This window comes from Bacillus sp. FSL R5-0523 (genome assembly GCF_037975295.1).
GTDB lineage: Bacteria > Bacillota > Bacilli > Bacillales > Bacillaceae > Bacillus > Bacillus subtilis.
This window is the reverse complement of record NZ_CP150251.1, coordinates 35,001-51,083: the sequence shown is the minus strand read 5'-3', so window position 1 is coordinate 51,083 and position 16,083 is coordinate 35,001. Positions and strand designations below refer to the sequence as shown.

19 protein-coding genes are annotated in these 16,083 nt (G+C 41.0%); 1 reads left to right on the top strand and 18 read right to left on the bottom strand.

Annotation, left to right across the window (positions count from 1 at the left end):
- Positions 1 to 34: 34 nt before the first annotated feature.
- From rsmA to metG, 5 genes are all read right to left on the bottom strand, one after another.
- Complete coding sequence (gene rsmA / locus NYE53_RS00270; protein WP_336156444.1) at positions 35 to 913, bottom strand: 16S rRNA (adenine(1518)-N(6)/adenine(1519)-N(6))-dimethyltransferase RsmA; 879 nt, start codon at positions 911 to 913, stop codon at positions 35 to 37.
- Positions 906 to 1,466, bottom strand: a complete 561-nt coding sequence (rnmV, locus tag NYE53_RS00265) for a ribonuclease M5 (RefSeq protein ID WP_015253010.1) — start codon at positions 1,464 to 1,466, stop codon at positions 906 to 908. Before rnmV ends, rsmA begins: the two co-directional genes overlap by 8 nt.
- Before the next feature lie 144 nt (positions 1,467 to 1,610).
- Positions 1,611 to 2,924: a ubiquitin-like domain-containing protein gene (locus NYE53_RS00260; protein WP_339246693.1), complete on the bottom strand. Its 1,314-nt coding sequence runs from the start codon at positions 2,922 to 2,924 to the stop codon at positions 1,611 to 1,613.
- A gap of 155 nt (positions 2,925 to 3,079) precedes the next feature.
- A complete protein-coding gene (locus tag NYE53_RS00255) occupies positions 3,080 to 3,847 on the bottom strand; it encodes a TatD family hydrolase (protein WP_339246691.1) in 768 nt (255 codons plus the stop codon).
- Between the two features lie 79 nt (positions 3,848 to 3,926).
- On the bottom strand, positions 3,927 to 5,921 hold the full coding sequence (gene metG, locus NYE53_RS00250) for a methionine--tRNA ligase (RefSeq protein WP_015382561.1): 1,995 nt from the start codon (positions 5,919 to 5,921) through the stop codon (positions 3,927 to 3,929).
- Positions 5,922 to 6,415: 494 nt separating this feature from the next.
- On the opposite strand from metG, the gene abrB reads away from it, so the two are divergent.
- Entirely contained in the window at positions 6,416 to 6,706 is a 291-nt protein-coding gene (gene abrB / locus NYE53_RS00245) for a transition state genes transcriptional regulator AbrB (protein WP_003226760.1), read from the top strand.
- A 48-nt stretch (positions 6,707 to 6,754) separates the two neighbouring features.
- Here abrB and rsmI read toward each other — a convergent pair whose 3' ends face one another.
- From rsmI to csfB, 13 genes are all read right to left on the bottom strand, one after another.
- On the bottom strand, positions 6,755 to 7,633 hold the full coding sequence (gene rsmI, locus NYE53_RS00240; protein WP_019712967.1) for a 16S rRNA (cytidine(1402)-2'-O)-methyltransferase: 879 nt from the start codon (positions 7,631 to 7,633) through the stop codon (positions 6,755 to 6,757).
- Positions 7,608 to 7,907 carry a GIY-YIG nuclease family protein gene (locus NYE53_RS00235; protein ID WP_003242983.1) on the bottom strand — a complete coding sequence of 100 codons (300 nt, stop codon included), beginning with the start codon at positions 7,905 to 7,907 and terminating at the stop codon, positions 7,608 to 7,610. The genes rsmI and NYE53_RS00235 overlap by 26 nt, the downstream gene beginning before the upstream one ends.
- The gene (locus NYE53_RS00230; protein WP_213420508.1) at positions 7,894 to 8,637 is read right to left on the bottom strand and encodes a tRNA1(Val) (adenine(37)-N6)-methyltransferase; all 744 of its coding nucleotides are present in this window, start codon (positions 8,635 to 8,637) and stop codon (positions 7,894 to 7,896) included. Before NYE53_RS00230 ends, NYE53_RS00235 begins: the two co-directional genes overlap by 14 nt.
- Before the next feature lie 58 nt (positions 8,638 to 8,695).
- A complete protein-coding gene (gene yabA, locus NYE53_RS00225; RefSeq protein WP_003218308.1) occupies positions 8,696 to 9,055 on the bottom strand; it encodes a replication initiation-control protein YabA in 360 nt (119 codons plus the stop codon).
- A 14-nt stretch (positions 9,056 to 9,069) separates the two neighbouring features.
- On the bottom strand, positions 9,070 to 9,897 hold the full coding sequence (gene ricT / locus NYE53_RS00220; RefSeq protein WP_003226767.1) for a competence/sporulation regulator complex protein RicT: 828 nt from the start codon (positions 9,895 to 9,897) through the stop codon (positions 9,070 to 9,072).
- A 2-nt stretch (positions 9,898 to 9,899) separates the two neighbouring features.
- Positions 9,900 to 10,889, bottom strand: a complete 990-nt coding sequence (gene holB, locus NYE53_RS00215) for a DNA polymerase III subunit delta' (RefSeq protein WP_339246688.1) — start codon at positions 10,887 to 10,889, stop codon at positions 9,900 to 9,902.
- Between the two features lie 11 nt (positions 10,890 to 10,900).
- Entirely contained in the window at positions 10,901 to 11,341 is a 441-nt protein-coding gene (locus NYE53_RS00210; RefSeq protein WP_009966249.1) for a YaaR family protein, read from the bottom strand.
- A 12-nt stretch (positions 11,342 to 11,353) separates the two neighbouring features.
- The gene (darA, locus tag NYE53_RS00205; protein ID WP_003242755.1) at positions 11,354 to 11,683 is read right to left on the bottom strand and encodes a cyclic di-AMP receptor DarA; all 330 of its coding nucleotides are present in this window, start codon (positions 11,681 to 11,683) and stop codon (positions 11,354 to 11,356) included.
- A 73-nt stretch (positions 11,684 to 11,756) separates the two neighbouring features.
- Positions 11,757 to 12,395 (bottom strand): dTMP kinase, encoded by a 639-nt coding sequence (gene tmk / locus NYE53_RS00200; protein ID WP_015253015.1) that lies wholly within the window; start codon positions 12,393 to 12,395, stop codon positions 11,757 to 11,759.
- Positions 12,392 to 13,834 (bottom strand): aminotransferase class I/II-fold pyridoxal phosphate-dependent enzyme, encoded by a 1,443-nt coding sequence (locus NYE53_RS00195; protein WP_339246685.1) that lies wholly within the window; start codon positions 13,832 to 13,834, stop codon positions 12,392 to 12,394. Before NYE53_RS00195 ends, tmk begins: the two co-directional genes overlap by 4 nt.
- 81 nt (positions 13,835 to 13,915) lie before the next feature.
- Positions 13,916 to 15,076, bottom strand: coding sequence for a toxic anion resistance protein (locus NYE53_RS00190; RefSeq protein WP_339246684.1), 1,161 nt, complete (start codon positions 15,074 to 15,076; stop codon positions 13,916 to 13,918).
- A gap of 18 nt (positions 15,077 to 15,094) precedes the next feature.
- Positions 15,095 to 15,709 (bottom strand): 5-bromo-4-chloroindolyl phosphate hydrolysis family protein, encoded by a 615-nt coding sequence (locus NYE53_RS00185; protein ID WP_339246681.1) that lies wholly within the window; start codon positions 15,707 to 15,709, stop codon positions 15,095 to 15,097.
- A gap of 119 nt (positions 15,710 to 15,828) precedes the next feature.
- Positions 15,829 to 16,023, bottom strand: a complete 195-nt coding sequence (csfB, locus tag NYE53_RS00180; protein WP_015482686.1) for an anti-sigma-G factor — start codon at positions 16,021 to 16,023, stop codon at positions 15,829 to 15,831.
- Positions 16,024 to 16,083: the final 60 nt, after the last annotated feature.

Here is a 16,083-nt window from a genome sequence, read left to right as displayed (position 1 = left end):
GCAGTCCATGTGGTGCGCAAAACAAAAAGCCCTTTTAGAAAAGGGCTTTATACAATCCGTTAGACAGCGCTGCGAATTCCTCAATAGACAGGGATTCACCTCGGCGCTTGCCTTCAATATTTGTTTCTTCGAGCACTTGCTCAATCGTTGATTTTTGTGCTTTTCCTTCAGGAAGGTTGTTAACTAAGTTATTGAGCAGCGTTTTACGGCGCTGTGCAAAGCTTGCCTTAATGAGCTGAAAGAAAAAGGATTCGTTTTCCACGTCCACTGCCGGGCCGTCTCGGAGAATCAGCCGGATGACTGCGGAATCGACATTAGGCTGAGGAACAAATACGGTTTTCGGAACGATCATCACCGTTTTGGCTTCTGTATAAAACTGCACCGCGATTGAAAGCGAGCCGTACTCCTTAGATGAAGGATCAGCCGCCATGCGCTCAGCTACTTCTTTTTGCAGCATGACCACAATCCCTTTCAGCGGAAGATGTTCTTCAAGCAGTTTCATGATAATCGGTGTTGTTACGTAATAAGGAAGGTTGGCAACTACCATGATCTCATCACAATCTTGAAATTGTTCTTCAATGACTGATTTGACATCAGCCTTTAACACGTCCTGATGGATGACAGTGACATTGTCGTAAGGTGACAGTGTATCCTTCAGAATCGGCAATAATCGCTGATCAATCTCAAATGCCACGACCTTTTTCGCCCGCTTGGCAAGCTGTTCGGTTAAAGCCCCGATTCCCGGGCCGATTTCAATGACACCTGTTTTCTCCGTCACTTCTGCGTGATCGACAATTCTGTTTAAAATGTTCGTATCAATTAAGAAATTCTGTCCTAAGCTCTTTTTAAAAGAAAAACCATATTTCTTCAGTATCTCTTTCGTTCTAATCGGTGTCGCAATATCTTTATTCATTCTGTTCCTCCCGCATAACGGTATCGAGCGCACTCATAAAATCACTTTTTTTAATTTGAAACATTTGCAGCCGTTTTTGAAGCTGTTTGCCATTTGTATAGCCGATTTTCAACAGATCACCCAGTCGTTCCCGGCGGCGTTTGGCCGCAGGTCCGCCTATTAGTCCGGCATGAATCAAATCCTCAGCTGAAATGTCACTCGGCTGCGCTTCCATCTCCTCATGCACATTTTCTAAACATGCCCTAATGCTTTCAACCGATGCATGCTCCACACCAATTCCCCGCTTGTTTTTAGGTTTGGCAAGATGTTTTGGCAAAAATGCATGCTTACAGCCGGGTACAGCCTCTGAGATGGTTTTGCGAATCTTCTCTCCCGGAAAGTCCGGATCCGTTAAAATAATGACGCCTCTGGTCTTCTGGGCCAAACGGATTTGGTCAATCACATGATCATCGATGGCTGAACCATTTGTTTCAATTGTGTCTGCATCAACAGCCAATTTGATGCGGGCCGTATCGTCACGCCCCTCGACCACAATGATCTCTTTAATTTTCATTATTTCCTCCAAGACAAAATAAAAACTTTTGTATATTCATGAAACTTTTTCTTATATCGAGCGTCTAATAAGCAGAAAATGCACTTTGTCTATTATAACGAAAAAAACAGAGGGCGCAAAACCCTCTGAATACATAAGTATATATTAATTTAAGATTTTAATTTTGACTGTTTTATTTCCCCATCGGTACGCCGATGATTTCTCTGGGAAAAAGACGTCTATCTTGTTCCCTTTAATCGCTGAACCGGTATCTGCAGCAATGGCATATCCATAGCCTTCCACGTGGACTTTGGAGCCTAGCGGAATGACATTTGGATCCACAGCGATGACTTTGGCATTCGGATTATTTTTTAAATTGACGCCTGTCGCTGTATGTCCTGAACAACCGCTGCAGCTTGCCGTATAAGCCGTAGATGATACAGTCATGACTTTGCCTGTTGATTCATTGCTGCGGGACACAACTGTTTTTGAATCACCTGAAGCACTGACCGTTTCAACTTTTGGACTGCTTTGCTTTGTGCCGACAGCAATCACTTTATCTTTGCTTTGCTCAGCTGTTTCTTCTTTTACAAGCTCTCTGGACACTTCTTTGCCGTTTTCTTTAACGACTTCGAAATGTTTTTTTAGCTTGCCTTCTTTTCCTTTTTGGACGACCTTTTCTTTCCCTTTTTCAAGAGAAGCGTCTTCTTGCTTTTTCACATCGAACGCAATCTTCTCTTCAACTACATCGGTGACCTTTTCGATACGAGTAATTGTAATATCAGCCTTTCCTTTCGTCAGCTTTGCATCTAACGCAGGCTTGATTTTATCTTCGTCTTTTATGTTCATCTTTTGCTGTTTTAAAAAGTCAGCGACCGTAGTCGAAGTCGTCCAGATCTTCTTTTGTTTCCCTGCATCATTCACAGTAACCTGAAATGCGGGCTCTATGTTAATCTTCATGTCTTTCGAAATATCTGTATCTATTGCGGGATCAATTTGATCTTGTTCTTTCACATCAACATCTTGTTCGTCCAGTAATGCACCGACCGTTTTTGCTGTTGACCATAACGTCTTTTCTTCCCCGTTTATTGTAAGCTTCACAGGTTTTGCAGCCTCATACACAACGTCCATGTCTGCTGTTATCTTTGTCTGTTTAGCAGGTGTGATCTTGTCTTCGTCTCTTGTCTTTATATCAAGCATCTCCAAAAGATCACCGACTGTATTTGCATGTGTGCGTATATGTTTCTTTTTGCCATTGATAGAAACTGAGACTGATTGTTTCGTCAGCTCATGAGCCGCGTACGCAGTCCCGCTTCCTGCCAAAAGCAAACAAGCAGCAACCAGAATGACTTTGCTTTTGCTAAGCTTTACGGAAAACAGCTTTTTCATTTTTTGTGTGATGAAAAACGCCTCCTTCTCCTCGGAGAGATTATATAGAGTATCTAAAAGGCTGTCAACCCTCCCTTCTCTTTCTCCCAAAAGCTCAGTGTCCTCTTCATTATCCTGAAATACACTGAGAAACGGAAGAAAGACTTGTCGACAAACCTATCCTATGAGGAGAAGAAAGCATGTAGAACTTTTATAGAAAAACGCTGTAAGGGACAAGCTCTTACAAAACCCGCTAGCGTTTTTTGTCAGTTTATACGGAAAAGTCTTTTCGCATTTTCAGTCGTGATGGAAGCAATCTCTTCAAAGGTCATTTCTTTTAATTCGGCGATTTGTTCTGCCACATATTTCACATAGCTTGGCTCATTTCTTTTCCCGCGGAAAGGGTGCGGTGTGAGAAACGGGCAGTCCGTTTCAATCAGCAGCCGGTCATTGGGAATTTCCTTCACTACTTCCTTCGGTTTCTTCGCATTTTTAAATGTCACCGGTCCCCCAAATGATAAATAAAAATTCATTTTCATGCATTCTCTTGCCACTTCCGCACTTCCTGTAAAGCAGTGCATGATTCCGCCCACAGATTCTGCGCCTTCCTCTTTCAAAATGGTCACGACATCCTCCGTTGCATCACGGTTATGAATGATAATAGGCAAATTGACCTCTTTCGCTAAGGCGATTTGTTTTCTAAACACCTCTTTTTGAATATCTTTAGGTGATTTATCCCAATGATAATCCAGTCCCATTTCCCCTATCGCTACCACTTTCTCATGAGCAGAAAGCTCTTTAATCCACGCTAAGTCTTCCTCTGTCATGTCAATAGCGTCAACAGGGTGCCAGCCAATGGCTGCATAAATAAAATCATATTCCTCAATCATTTCCATCGCACGGGTAATCGTCGGACGGTCAAAACCAACTACGACAATTCGTTCAACTTTTTCAGCTTTTGCCCGTTCAATAACCTCATCCAGATCAGTATCATATTGTTCTGCATTTAAATGCGCGTGAGTGTCAAATAACATAAGTGAAAAACTCCTTTCTTGTCGAAACACAAAAGGTGTTCGACGAATTGTTACACGTGAAACACCTTTTGTTTTATCATTATTTAATTCTTGTGCCTTTTGGTAACGACTGATCGATAGACACGACCTTTAAAACGCCGTCTGCTTCTCCTGCAAGGATCATACCTTGAGAAAGCTCTCCTCTGAGTTTAACCGGTTTTAGATTTGTTACACAAACGAGTTTTTTTCCAACAAGCTCTTCAGGCGTATAATGCTTCGCAATGCCGGATACCACTTGGCGCTTTTCAAAACCAAGATCAAGCTGCAGCTTCAATAAACGGTCTGCTTTTTTCACTGGCTCTGCCTCAATGACCTCAGCTACGCGAAGCTCTACATCCATGAATTGATCAATCGTAATTTCAGGTAAACGATCGACCTCTTGCGGCTCTTCTTCTTTTGTTTCTTCTTTCGCTGGTGCTGAACCTTGCATTTTCCCTTTGATGTAAGCAATTTCTTCTTCTGCCTCTAAACGAGGGAACAATGGCTCGCCTTTTTGTACTTTTGTATCTTTCAGCTGGCCGAAAGTTGTAATGCTGTCCCAAGCTTTTAAAGATTCATCAGTAATGCCCAGCTGCTCGAACATTTTTTCAGGTGTTTTTGTTAAGAATGGCTGAAGCAGTACCGCTGAAATACGCAATGATTCAGCGAGATGATACATAACGGATCGCAATTCTTCTTCTTTTGCCGGATCTTTCGCAAGCACCCATGGAGCTGTCTCATCAATGTATTTGTTTGTGCGGCTGATGAGCTGCCATAAAGTCGAAAGTGCTACCGAGAACTCCATATTTTCCATTGCTTTCTCATAAGCTTTCACTGTTTCTTCAGCAACAGAAGTGAGCGTTTGGTCAAATTCCGTAACAGCACCTTTGTAAGAACCGATTTGTCCGTCAAAATACTTATTAATCATCGCAACAGTACGATTCAATAGATTTCCTAAATCATTCGCTAAATCATAGTTGATTCGCTCAACAAATCCTTCCGGCGTAAATACACCGTCAGATCCGAACGGCACTTCGCGAAGCAGGTAATAGCGAAGCTCGTCTAAACCATAGCGCTCAATTAATGTAACCGGATCTACAACGTTTCCTTTTGATTTCGACATTTTTCCGTCTTTCATCAAAAGCCAGCCATGCGCGAATACTTGCTTTGGCAACGGAAGATCCAGCGCCATCAGCATAATTGGCCAGTAAATAGTATGGAATCGTACAATCTCCTTACCGACTAAATGAACATCGGCAGGCCAATATTTTTGATAAAGTTCATCATTTTCTGTATCATAACCGAGTGCCGTTAAATAGTTAAATAGTGCGTCAATCCAAACATATACAACATGCTTTGGATTTTCCGGCACCTTCACGCCCCAATCAAAAGTGGTACGTGATACTGCCAAATCCTCAAGTCCAGGTTTGATAAAGTTATTAATCATTTCGTTTTTGCGTGATTCTGGCTGAATGAATGTCGGGTTTTCTTCATAGTATTTCAGAAGGCGATCCGCGTATTTCCCCATGCGGAAGAAATAAGATTCCTCTTTGATCAATTCAACTGGGTGACCGCTGTCAGGGCTTTTTCCGCCGATGACCTCTCCCTTTTCATTCCGCTCAATATCAACGAGCTGAGTTTCCGTGTAGAACGTTTCATCAGGGATGCTGTACCAGCCTTCATACTCATCAAGATAGATGTCCCCGTTATCAAGAAGCTTTTGAAACACCTTTTCAATGACAACTTTATGACGTTTTTCTGTCGTGCGGATAAAGTCGTCGTTTGAGATTTCAAGCTGCTTCCACAGTTTTTGAATATCTGCCGCTGCGCGATCCACATACTCCTGAGGTGTAATGTTTTCCTGTTCAGCTTTTTGCTGGATCTTTTGTCCATGCTCGTCCGTTCCCGTTAAATAGCGAACATCGAACCCTTTTAATCTTTTGTAACGTGCCATTGCATCTCCCGCGACTGTCGTATATGCATGGCCGATATGTAATTTTCCGCTCGGATAATAAATCGGTGTTGTAATGTAAAATGTATTGTTTTCTTGCGGCATCTTGAAACCTCCTAATCAGAATGTCAAAAAGCTCCCGCCCAAAGGACGAGAGCGGCGATAAGTGCAAATCATATATGAATATTATTTATATTTATCCTTTATCTATGATACCATCTTAGCCTTTAAGATCAAGAATATATACATACACCCTGAAAAAGAATAATTAAAATTAAAAATCTTTAATGAAAATAAAAAAAGTCTGTTCGTGTCGAATTTTGTCGTATATAATCAAATGAAATAAAAAACTTTGGTTCGAAAGTCTTGATTTAAAAGGATTTTTAGTAGGATAATAGCTTTATTAAATATTTATAAAATGCTGTTATTTCGGTAGTTTCTAAGACATTACTGACTATAAGAACTAATTCTTACAATCAATAGTAAACAAAATGATTGACGATTATTGGAAACCTTGTTATGCTATGAAGGTAAGGATTTTGTCGAATAATGACGAAGAAAAATATAATTTAAACAAATAAGTATCTCTTGGGAGGAGAATGTTTATGAAATCTACTGGTATTGTACGTAAAGTTGATGAATTAGGACGTGTAGTTATTCCTATCGAACTGCGTCGTACTCTTGGAATCGCAGAAAAAGATGCTCTTGAAATCTATGTTGATGATGAAAAAATCATCCTTAAAAAATATAAACCAAACATGACTTGCCAAGTAACTGGTGAAGTTTCTGATGATAACCTTAAACTTGCAGGCGGTAAATTGGTTCTTAGTAAAGAAGGCGCTGAGCAAATCATCAGCGAAATCCAAAACCAGCTTCAAAACCTTAAATAATCATTTCTTGTACAAAAAACGTTCTTGTTATGACACAAGAACGTTTTTTTATTGCTTAATATGGTAAGCATCGTACACTTCACGCTTTGGTACATTGCGATCGACTGCTGCTTTTTTAATGGCTTCTTTAGACGTAGCGCCTTTCGAGATGTAATGCTCGACATGTTCTTTCGCAGTGAGGGTTTCCCACCATTGTTCTTCCTCATCTACCTCTTCATTATTACTTCCTTCTACAACAAGACAAAACTCGCCGCGTATCTGATCCTCGTTTGCCCATCCAATGACCTCGGATATCGTTCCTCGGATAAACTCTTCATATTTCTTAGTGAGTTCACGCGTTACAGCAATTTCCCGATCTCCTAATATCTCTGCCATCGCTGACAAGGTTTCCTTCAATCTGTGAGGCGCTTCATAAAAAATGATCGTTTCCCGCCGTTTTTTAAGGGCTTCAAGCTCCTTCTTCTTTTCTTTTTTCTGTCTGTTGAGAAAACCGTAAAAGAAAAAAGGCTGCGGTACAATACCTGATGCAATAAGAGCTGTTAATGCAGCATTTGCTCCCGGCAACGGAACAACATAACCGCCTATATCCGTAAAATCCTTTACAATTTCCGCTCCGGGATCAGAAATCGTCGGCAGACCGGCATCACTGACAAGAGCAATGTTTTTTCCCGATTTCAGCCATTCAATAATTTTGTGCCCACTGCTTTCTTTATTGTGTTCGTGATAGCTGACGAGCGGTGTTTCAATTTCATATACATGACAAAGCTTTTTCGTTTGCCTCGTATCTTCCGCAGCAATCGCATCCACTGATTTCAGCGTGTCGATCGCCCGGAATGTCATATCCTCTAGATTTCCGATTGGGGTTGGGACCAAGTAAAGAATCCCCATGTCCGACTTTCCATTAAAGCTCATTTGGCGCCTTAACATATACAGCCTCCTTGCTGTTTCGCTTTTCTTCTATATAAAGCTCTTTTTTCTTCCGAGTTAGTTTTTTGAAATAATATTCCGCCTGCATAGCTTCCCGCTTTGTTGAAAAGCTCTCGGCAAAAATTAATTCAACCGGACGTCTTACTTTTGTGTACTTTGCGCCCTTTCCATCATTGTGTGTTTTCACTCGTTTATGAAGATCGTTGGTATACCCGGCATACCAGCTATTGTCCTTACATTTCACGACGTAGAAGAAATGGTTATTTGTCTCCATATAAAATGGTCCTGATTTCTTTTGTATATTCATTTTGATCATCATAAACGAATAAAGGAGGAAGAATTTTTAAATCCGGGCGCCCGCCTTTGATACCTTCAACCAAAATGGTATTGGCTTCTTTCCCTTGCTTCGGATAGACAAATTGTACACGTTTCGGCTCGATTTGATAAGCCTTCATCAGTTCAAAAATCTCCAGAAGCCTTCCCGGCCGGTGAACAAGAGCTGCTTTTCCCCCTTGCTTGAGCAGCTTGCTGCTGACTGAAATGACCTCCTCCAGCGTGCAGTGGATTTCATGTCTTGCGATTCGGAGATGCTCGTTCATATTTTGTTCAGTTTGTTTCGGCGTTTTAAAATACGGCGGATTGCAGGTGACAACATCATATCGATTATGTCCAAGTTTCTCCGGCATGTTTTTCAGGTCATCATGTATGATCTCGATCTGATCGTCCAGCTTATTATACTCCACGCTGCGAATAGCCATATCATGCAGCCTTTCTTGTATTTCGACTCCCAGAATGTCTGCTTTTGATCTTGTACTGAGCAGCAGCGGCACAATACCATTGCCGGTGCATAAATCAACGATTTTCCCTTTTTGAATCGGAACGTACGCAAATTTGGACAGAAGCACAGCGTCCAACGAAAAAGCAAACACTGTTGGGCTTTGTATGATTTTCATGTCCTCTGCCAGCAAATAGTCTAATCTTTCATCATCATGTAATGAAACCATCTTCTTATCCTTTCAGTACCTTTGAAAAAGGCTCCCGTCTTATGCGGAAGCCTTTTCCCTATTTTTTATTTAAGAATGACAGACAGAAAAGACAATCCTCTTTTCGAACACTTCCATAGTGGACATTGCAGATATGAAATCCTTCTTGATACAGACGTGCCAGATTATCATATCCTTCCCCTATATCAGTTTGCTCTGTCTTCTGTGTTTTTGATTCTTTTTTATCAGCTTTGAACTTTTCAATCTGCTGCGTCGTATCGTCCAGCCGTTTGCGCAAATGCTTGTTTTCAAGCTGTAAATGATGATTTTCCTCAATCATCTCACCGATATGCTGCTTCAAATCCCCCAGCTGCCGGTACAGTGAACCAATTTGTTCTTCTAAGTTAATGACTGTATCAAATAACTCTTTTTTATCCAAGGTTCCACACCTCGTTAATCTGTGGTTTGTGCGGATACGACGCCCTCTTCCAAGAGCTCTTCCCAAGTATATTCTATCACTTTTTCACGGTTTATCAGTTCCACCTGAAGCACCCGTTCCAGAATATTTAGTCCGACGACCTTCGCGGGACCGTTTGCTGTCGTAATCATTTCTCCTATATCCGGAAGCTGTTCTTTTGCCGTCTCATACTCATCGTTCTCATATTTTAGACAGCACATCAATCGTCCGCAAAGACCCGAAATCTTCGTAGGATTTAAAGACAAGTTCTGATCCTTGGCCATTTTAATGGAAACGGGTTCAAAATCTCCAAGAAACGTTGAACAGCAAAGCATTCTTCCGCAAGGACCGATTCCTCCGAGCATTTTTGCCTCATCCCTCACTCCGATTTGGCGCAGCTCAATTCTTGTCTTAAAGATAGAAGCCAAATCCTTTACAAGCTCTCTAAAGTCGACTCGGCCGTCAGCAGTGAAGTAAAAAATGACTTTATTGCGATCAAACGTGAATTCAACATCGACCAGCTTCATATCCAAGCCATGCTCAATCACTTTCTTTTGGCAGATATCAAATGCTGATAGTGCTTCCTGTTTATTTTCTTCTACAATGAGAAGATCGCGCTCGTCAGCTACACGTATCACTTTTCGAAGGGGAAGCACCACATCATGCTCATCCACCTGTTTATTTGCAATTACGACCTGGCCGTACTCAACGCCTCTGACAGTTTCTACAATTACGCAGCTGTCATGTTCTATATGAAATCCATTCGGATCAAAATAATATATTTTACCCGCTTTCTTAAAGCGGACACCAATTACATTGTACAAGCTTATCCCTCCTGCAACATTAACACCAAGTGCTCCATTAATCCTTGTACATTCACATTGGAATGAAGCCGTTTCTTTGCTTCTAAAACAGCAAGTATCTGATTCGTAACGCTTTGTTGTGTTGATTGTAGCGCATGCTGTTTTATTGATTGGAATAAGTCTTGATAAATCAATTTATCTTCATTTCCTATTTGGATGGACAACACATCACGATATATCAATAAGAGCATATCAAGACCCATTTCTTGATGGGTTTTTTCTTTGAAAAAGGGCATCCATTGATCTTGAATAAAGAAAAAAGCATGTCCTTTCCGCTGGTGTAGGACTTCATACAATTTTATCACTTTCGCTCTAGACTCTGCAAACTCATCATTTCGACTTAATTCGACTGCATCTGCTACATTATTGGTCATGTTGGCCAGAAGCCTTGCCATATAAGGCGAGACGTCCTGTTCGATCAGTCTGTCTTCAATTGCTTTCGGCTGCAAAGGCTGAAAAGGAAGGGTTTGGCATCTTGAAATGATGGTATCCAATAACCTTTGGGGCTGCTCAGTGATGAGGACGGCCATTGTGTCTTTGTTCGGTTCTTCTAAAAATTTCAGCAGGCTGTTCGCCGCATTTGCTGTCATTTGATCTGCGTGCGAAATAATATACAGCTTTTTATGCGATTCAAGTCCTGTTTTAGAAAACTCTTCTTGGAGCGCTTGAATTTGCGCCTTTTTGATTGATAAGCCATCAGGCTGAACAAGATGGAGATCAGGATGGTTCCCTGACTCTATCCGTTTACAGTTTCGGCAGCTCTCACAAGGCTCCGCGCCATCCTCCAGACAAAAGAAGCTTTTTGCAAGAAGCAGCGCGGCATCAAGCTTGCCTGTTCCTTTTTTTCCCTCAAACAAATAAGCGTGTGATAGTCTGTCCTTCTCAATACTATTATATAAAAGCTTCATCACTCTGGGCTGAAGCTCGTTCATTTCCTTCCAGGATATTGCCATTGTATCACTCTCTATGTGTAAAGGTTAATTAATAAACCTTTTATTTCGCCAATACGCTCCAGCAAATCAATTGCCGGTTTTTCCTGATCCATCATCTCTTCCGTAAGCTGTATCAATTTGTCATCTATTTCTTTCACAAGTCCCAGCGTTCTGCTGTTCCCGTAAAGGTCAAAGCTTTTCGATGTTTCATGTGAAAGGCCGCTGTCCACAGCTTCTTTGACAAAACGTTTCACAAGGCCTTTAAATCTCGCTAAGTCTTTAAAATTCCGAGATTTCGTTAGCCTTTTTCCGAATGCCTCTATATCAGATAACAGCCTGGTAAGCTGATCAAGCTTCATTTTGCTGCTTTGGTTTTCCATTGATGTTTTAAACGATGCTGTGATCTCAGATGTTTTCACAGAGGGAATCTGCTTATTATCTATAAATGTACGTATATCTTTATTAATTTTCACAGTTTCAGATCCTTAAAATTGATGAAATTCATCGACTGGAAGGACAAATACTGTCGCTCCGCCAACTTCAACTTCGACTGGATAAGGGACATAGGAATCAGCATTTCCGCCCATTGGAGATACAGGGGCAATCATCTGATCACGTTTCTGCCCGTTTTCTTTAATGAGACTCAACGCTTTATTGACGCGTATATCCTCGACACCGATCATAAACGTCGTATTGCCTGATTTAAGAAATCCTCCTGTCGTCGCAAGCTTTGTGACTCTGAAGTTGTGATCCGTTAAGGTTTTCAAAAGTCTGTTGCTGTCCTGATCTTGTACAACTGCCACTATCAATTTCATCTGTGAAGGCCTCCTTTAGATTGGAAACAACGTGATCTCGTTTACATTATTATATCAACTATTGGGAAACAGGTCACAATTGAATTTTTTTCAACGCTTCATCGATCACCTTTAGAACATCCTGAACGACGAGGTCTTTGGATTGCCCGGCATCAACTGAATGAAATCTTTCCGGAAATCGCTTCATCAGCTCTTGATAACCTTCTTGTACTTTTGTATGAAAGTCCAGTTTTTCTAAATCGAGCCTGTTTTTCTCCCGTGAGCCGTTTGCATAAATACGCTTCAGTCCTTCTTCCGGATCAATTGAAAAATAAACCGTTACATGGGGCATCATATCTCCAATGGCAAATTCATTAATGGACAGAACCTCATCAATTCCAAGTCCTCTTGCATATCCTTGATACGCAAGAGAACTGTCTATGAATCTGTCGCAAAGAACGATAAACCCCTGTTCTAAAGCAGGTTTTACTTTTTCAACTAAATGCTGGCGTCTTGCAGCCGCATATAAGAGAGCTTCTGTTTTTGGGTCCATTAATGTATTGTTCTCATTCAGAATAACCTCTCGAATTTGTTCTGCAATATCTATTCCGCCTGGCTCTCGAGTTGCCATAACCTGAAGGCCTTCTGCTGTCAGTATGTTTTTGATCTCCTGCAGAACAGTCGTTTTTCCTGCACCTTCAGGACCTTCGAATGTAATAAATAAACCGCTCATGATTTCTCCTCTTCTATATAAACAAGTAGTTGTTTCTCTTTGATTTTCATATTCCCTTGAACATGCGTTTTCATGCTGATCAAGCGGCTGAGCTTTTGCACACTTTCTTTTGTTATTCTTTCTCCCGCCATAATCATCGGGATACCCGGAGGATAAGGGATGATATCTTCTGCATTCAGCCGGCCAGCTGCTTCCTCAAAGTCCACATATTCTTTCTTAAACGAATGTATGACCTTTTTTGGATAAGGCAAGACAGTAACAGGCTGCACACCCCACTCTGCAGAAACAAACGTCTGATCCGGAGGCGTTTTCTCAATCTCTTCATCGATGCTTCTAATGGTTTCAGCGTTTATTCTCCGTTTTCCTCCCAATGGGAGAACGAGCAGAACTTGATTTTCATCAGCAAGCTCAGTGAATATGTTGGCACGCTCTAATATGCTTTGCAGCGTATAGCCAGAATGCCCGCGTTTTGAACGAATTGTGAGCTTCAGCGGGTCCGTGATGATCAGTGGATTAGCAGGGTTAACAGCTTCTGCATTTGTAAGTGAATCAAACGTTTGTTTAAGTGTTTGTATCCGCTGCAGAATGTCATAAAGCTTTTGTTCTTCTATAATATGCTGTACATAAGCGCGGGCAATATCTAACGAAGCCATAATCGGATAAGACGGGCTGCTGCTTTGTAATCGGTTTAAATACTCTGCCACCCGATCCCTGTTAATCCTGCAGCTGCTGTTGAGATGCAAATAAGAACCCATCGTCATGGCAGGCAGCGTTTTGTGGGCCGACTGAACAACAATATCTGCCCCCATTTTTAAAGCTGAGACCGGAAAAGGCTCACCTAAAATAAAATGTGCGCCATGCGCTTCATCGACCAAAACAGGAATCCCGTAATGATGGGCTTCAGTAATGATCTCAGTCAAATCAGCACTATGTCCGTAATATGTCGGATTGGTCAGTACCAAGCCTTTCGCATCTGGATATGCTGCCAGGGCCTCTTTAATTGTTCCAAGCGGAACATGCGTAGGCACATGCATTGCTGAATCAACGTCAGGTGCAAGATAAACCGGCTCAGCACCGGCCAAATCAACAGCATGAAATACAGATTTATGACAGTTTCTTTGAACCAGAATTGTATCACCAGGTTCACAAACAGATAAAATCATCGCTAAGTTTCCGACAGTCGTACCATTTACCAGAAAAAAACTTTCCGCCGATCCATATAATTGACTGACAAGCTCCTGAGCTTCCTTAATCACCCCGGAAGGATGATGGAGATCATCCAATCCTGCCAGTTCAGTTACATCAATGGTGAGAAGCGGATCAAATATTGACTTAGCGTCATCAAAAAAGACATCTCCATTGTGATGTCCCGGAACATGAAATGAATGAGAATTTCTTCTCGCATGTTGAATTAATGCTTTATATAAAGGTGTGTTCATGAAAACAATCCTTTGAATGTGTCTTCTTACACCTTATTATATCGTGCCTCTGACAGAACTTAAAGCCAGACTTACTGGTAACTATCTTTCCTTTATTGTAAGCAGCTTTTGCTTCAGGTCGCCTTCCATCATCATGAGCTCTTCTTCTGCCTGACGGCGTTTGATTCGTCCTTCTTCTTGTATAGTCAGTGTTTCTTCAAGCGTGCTTATTAAGCTTTCCTGCACCTTCTTCAAGGTATCTATATCAACAAGGCCTCTTTCATTTGCCCGTGCAGTTTCAATTGTATTGGTTTTTAAAAGCTCCGCATTTTTCAGCAAAAGCTCATTGGTTGTATCAGATACTTTCTGTTGTGCATCCACTGCATTGCGCTGCCTTAAAAGCGTCAGTGCAATGGCAACTTGATTTTTCCATAGCGGAATCGCTGTCACAATGGATGACTGAATCTTTTCAGCTAACGCTTGGTTTGTATTTTGAATCAGCCTGATTTGCGGTGCACTTTGGATTGTAATTTGCCTGCTCAGCAGCAAATCATGCACCCTTTTATCTAACCGGTCAGCAAATTGAATTAAATCATTCACCTCTTGAACGGCCATTTGGTTATGATCACTCGATTCAGCCTGTTGCTTCAGTTCAGGAATTGTTTTCGTTTTTAATTCCTCCAGCTTCAGTTCTCCTGCAGCAATATAAACATTCAGCGCGGCAAAATATTCTTTATTTTTTTCATATAACTGCTCTAACAGCTTGTTGTCACTGATTAAAGCATTTTTAGAGTGCTCCAGCTTCAAGCTGATTCTGTCTATCTGCACACTGGTCTTTTGGTATTTAGACAGCACCTCTTGAAGAGAACTTGATACTCTTCCAAACATGCGTGCCAAAAAACCCTTTTTCTTAGATTGGAGATCATCAGGATTTACTTGCTCCAGCTTTTTCATCAGCTCTCCAAGTATTTCGCCAATCTCCCCGACATCCTTCTTTTGAACATGATTAATCATATCATGAGAAAAGTTCAGCAGTTTAGATTGAGCTTGTGAACCGTATAAGACAATGCTTTGCATATTTTTATGATCAATCTGTCCAGCAAGCTGAATTGCTTTTTCCTTGTTTCCCTCAGGAAGAACATCAACAAGCCTTACTTGCTCTTTCTCTGCTTTTACAGCCTCCGAACCTGGTATCTCTATGTTACCACCAAAAGGATCTGCCAATAATTCATCTATATGAAGGTCGCTTTGGTCTCGGTTCATCGCTCTTACCCTCTTCCCTTATTTCTTTAATGAATGTTTTGCTGCATCTATTTCAAACTGCAACTCGTCAATTTCATCACCCATTACTTGAGTTAAATCTTCCTCTAAACGCTTGTTCAATTCAGTAAGAGTGATACGTGTCTCACTTAACGACATCGACAGTTCTTTGCTTTTTTTTGGGTGAGATGATAGAAAAGCATACTTCTCTGTCAATTCAACAACCGAATCGAGAGTTTGATAAAAAAATCGTTCTGCCTGATAAAACCGCTTTGGCTCTTTTTTGGTGAGGAGATAAATCCTTCTCACAATCCTTAGCATTTCTGCATTTTGCTTAAACATTTGAATGCTTTTAGCCTGAAACAAGGCTTTCCTAAGACGGATCATTTTCTGCCTTGCTTCCTCTAAGTTTTTCTTAATGTAAGCATACTCTCTTCCTGTCAACTCATGCTTTTTAAGAAATAACCGTCTTGCATTCCAGATGCCAGCTATATATACGGCTGCTCCAGAAGCAAGCCCATAAACAATAGATAAAAAAAGCGACTGGTTTAAACCGAAAAAGCTCAATATTCCTATGAAAACAAAAGTCGCACTGCTAGTTAAACTCCACATCAAAAAGTGAAAAAATCTCTGCATGAGATAATCGACTCCTGTGTCTATAATCAGTTTTAATATTATTATCTACTACGTTCAATCCTTAAACAAGTTTCATCTTCTTTTTATTATTAAGAGTACAAAAAAAGACCTTTTCAGGTCTATGAATATAATGGCGGTGTATGAATGCTCTTTAGTTTTTTTACGTAAAACGCATAGTCAGGATCAGAAGTTGATGTAGAAATTACTTTTCTCTCACAATCTAAGCATATGAATTTCGTATAAAGATGAATGCCTCTATTCTTCTCTTGATCACAAATCACACATGTATGATTAAGTTTACCTGTTTCGTCCATCTTCTCCACCTCCGTACAATTAGCCTCCCCTTAAAACGGATATTGTATACACTATTTAGA

Excerpts from the sequence above, each read along its gene's own strand:
- rsmA (WP_336156444.1), bottom strand. The coding sequence starts at position 913 with ATGAATAAAGATATTGCGACACCGATTAGAACGAAAGAGATACTGAAG.
- NYE53_RS00185 (WP_339246681.1), bottom strand. The coding sequence starts at position 15,709 with ATGCAGAGATTTTTTCACTTTTTGATGTGGAGTTTAACTAGCAGTGCG.
- csfB (WP_015482686.1), bottom strand. The coding sequence starts at position 16,023 with ATGGACGAAACAGGTAAACTTAATCATACATGTGTGATTTGTGATCAA.
- NYE53_RS00190 (WP_339246684.1), bottom strand. The coding sequence starts at position 15,076 with ATGAACCGAGACCAAAGCGACCTTCATATAGATGAATTATTGGCAGAT.
- metG (WP_015382561.1), bottom strand. The coding sequence starts at position 5,921 with ATGCCGCAAGAAAACAATACATTTTACATTACAACACCGATTTATTAT.
- abrB (WP_003226760.1), top strand. The coding sequence starts at position 6,416 with ATGTTTATGAAATCTACTGGTATTGTACGTAAAGTTGATGAATTAGGA.
- holB (WP_339246688.1), bottom strand. The coding sequence starts at position 10,889 with ATGGCAATATCCTGGAAGGAAATGAACGAGCTTCAGCCCAGAGTGATG.
- NYE53_RS00255 (WP_339246691.1), bottom strand. The coding sequence starts at position 3,847 with ATGTTATTTGACACTCACGCGCATTTAAATGCAGAACAATATGATACT.
- darA (WP_003242755.1), bottom strand. The coding sequence starts at position 11,683 with ATGAAATTGATAGTGGCAGTTGTACAAGATCAGGACAGCAACAGACTT.
- tmk (WP_015253015.1), bottom strand. The coding sequence starts at position 12,395 with ATGAGCGGTTTATTTATTACATTCGAAGGTCCTGAAGGTGCAGGAAAA.
- NYE53_RS00235 (WP_003242983.1), bottom strand. The coding sequence starts at position 7,907 with ATGGAGACAAATAACCATTTCTTCTACGTCGTGAAATGTAAGGACAAT.
- NYE53_RS00230 (WP_213420508.1), bottom strand. The coding sequence starts at position 8,637 with ATGGTTTCATTACATGATGATGAAAGATTAGACTATTTGCTGGCAGAG.
- rsmI (WP_019712967.1), bottom strand. The coding sequence starts at position 7,633 with ATGTTAAGGCGCCAAATGAGCTTTAATGGAAAGTCGGACATGGGGATT.
- NYE53_RS00195 (WP_339246685.1), bottom strand. The coding sequence starts at position 13,834 with ATGAACACACCTTTATATAAAGCATTAATTCAACATGCGAGAAGAAAT.
- rnmV (WP_015253010.1), bottom strand. The coding sequence starts at position 1,466 with ATGAAAATTAAAGAGATCATTGTGGTCGAGGGGCGTGACGATACGGCC.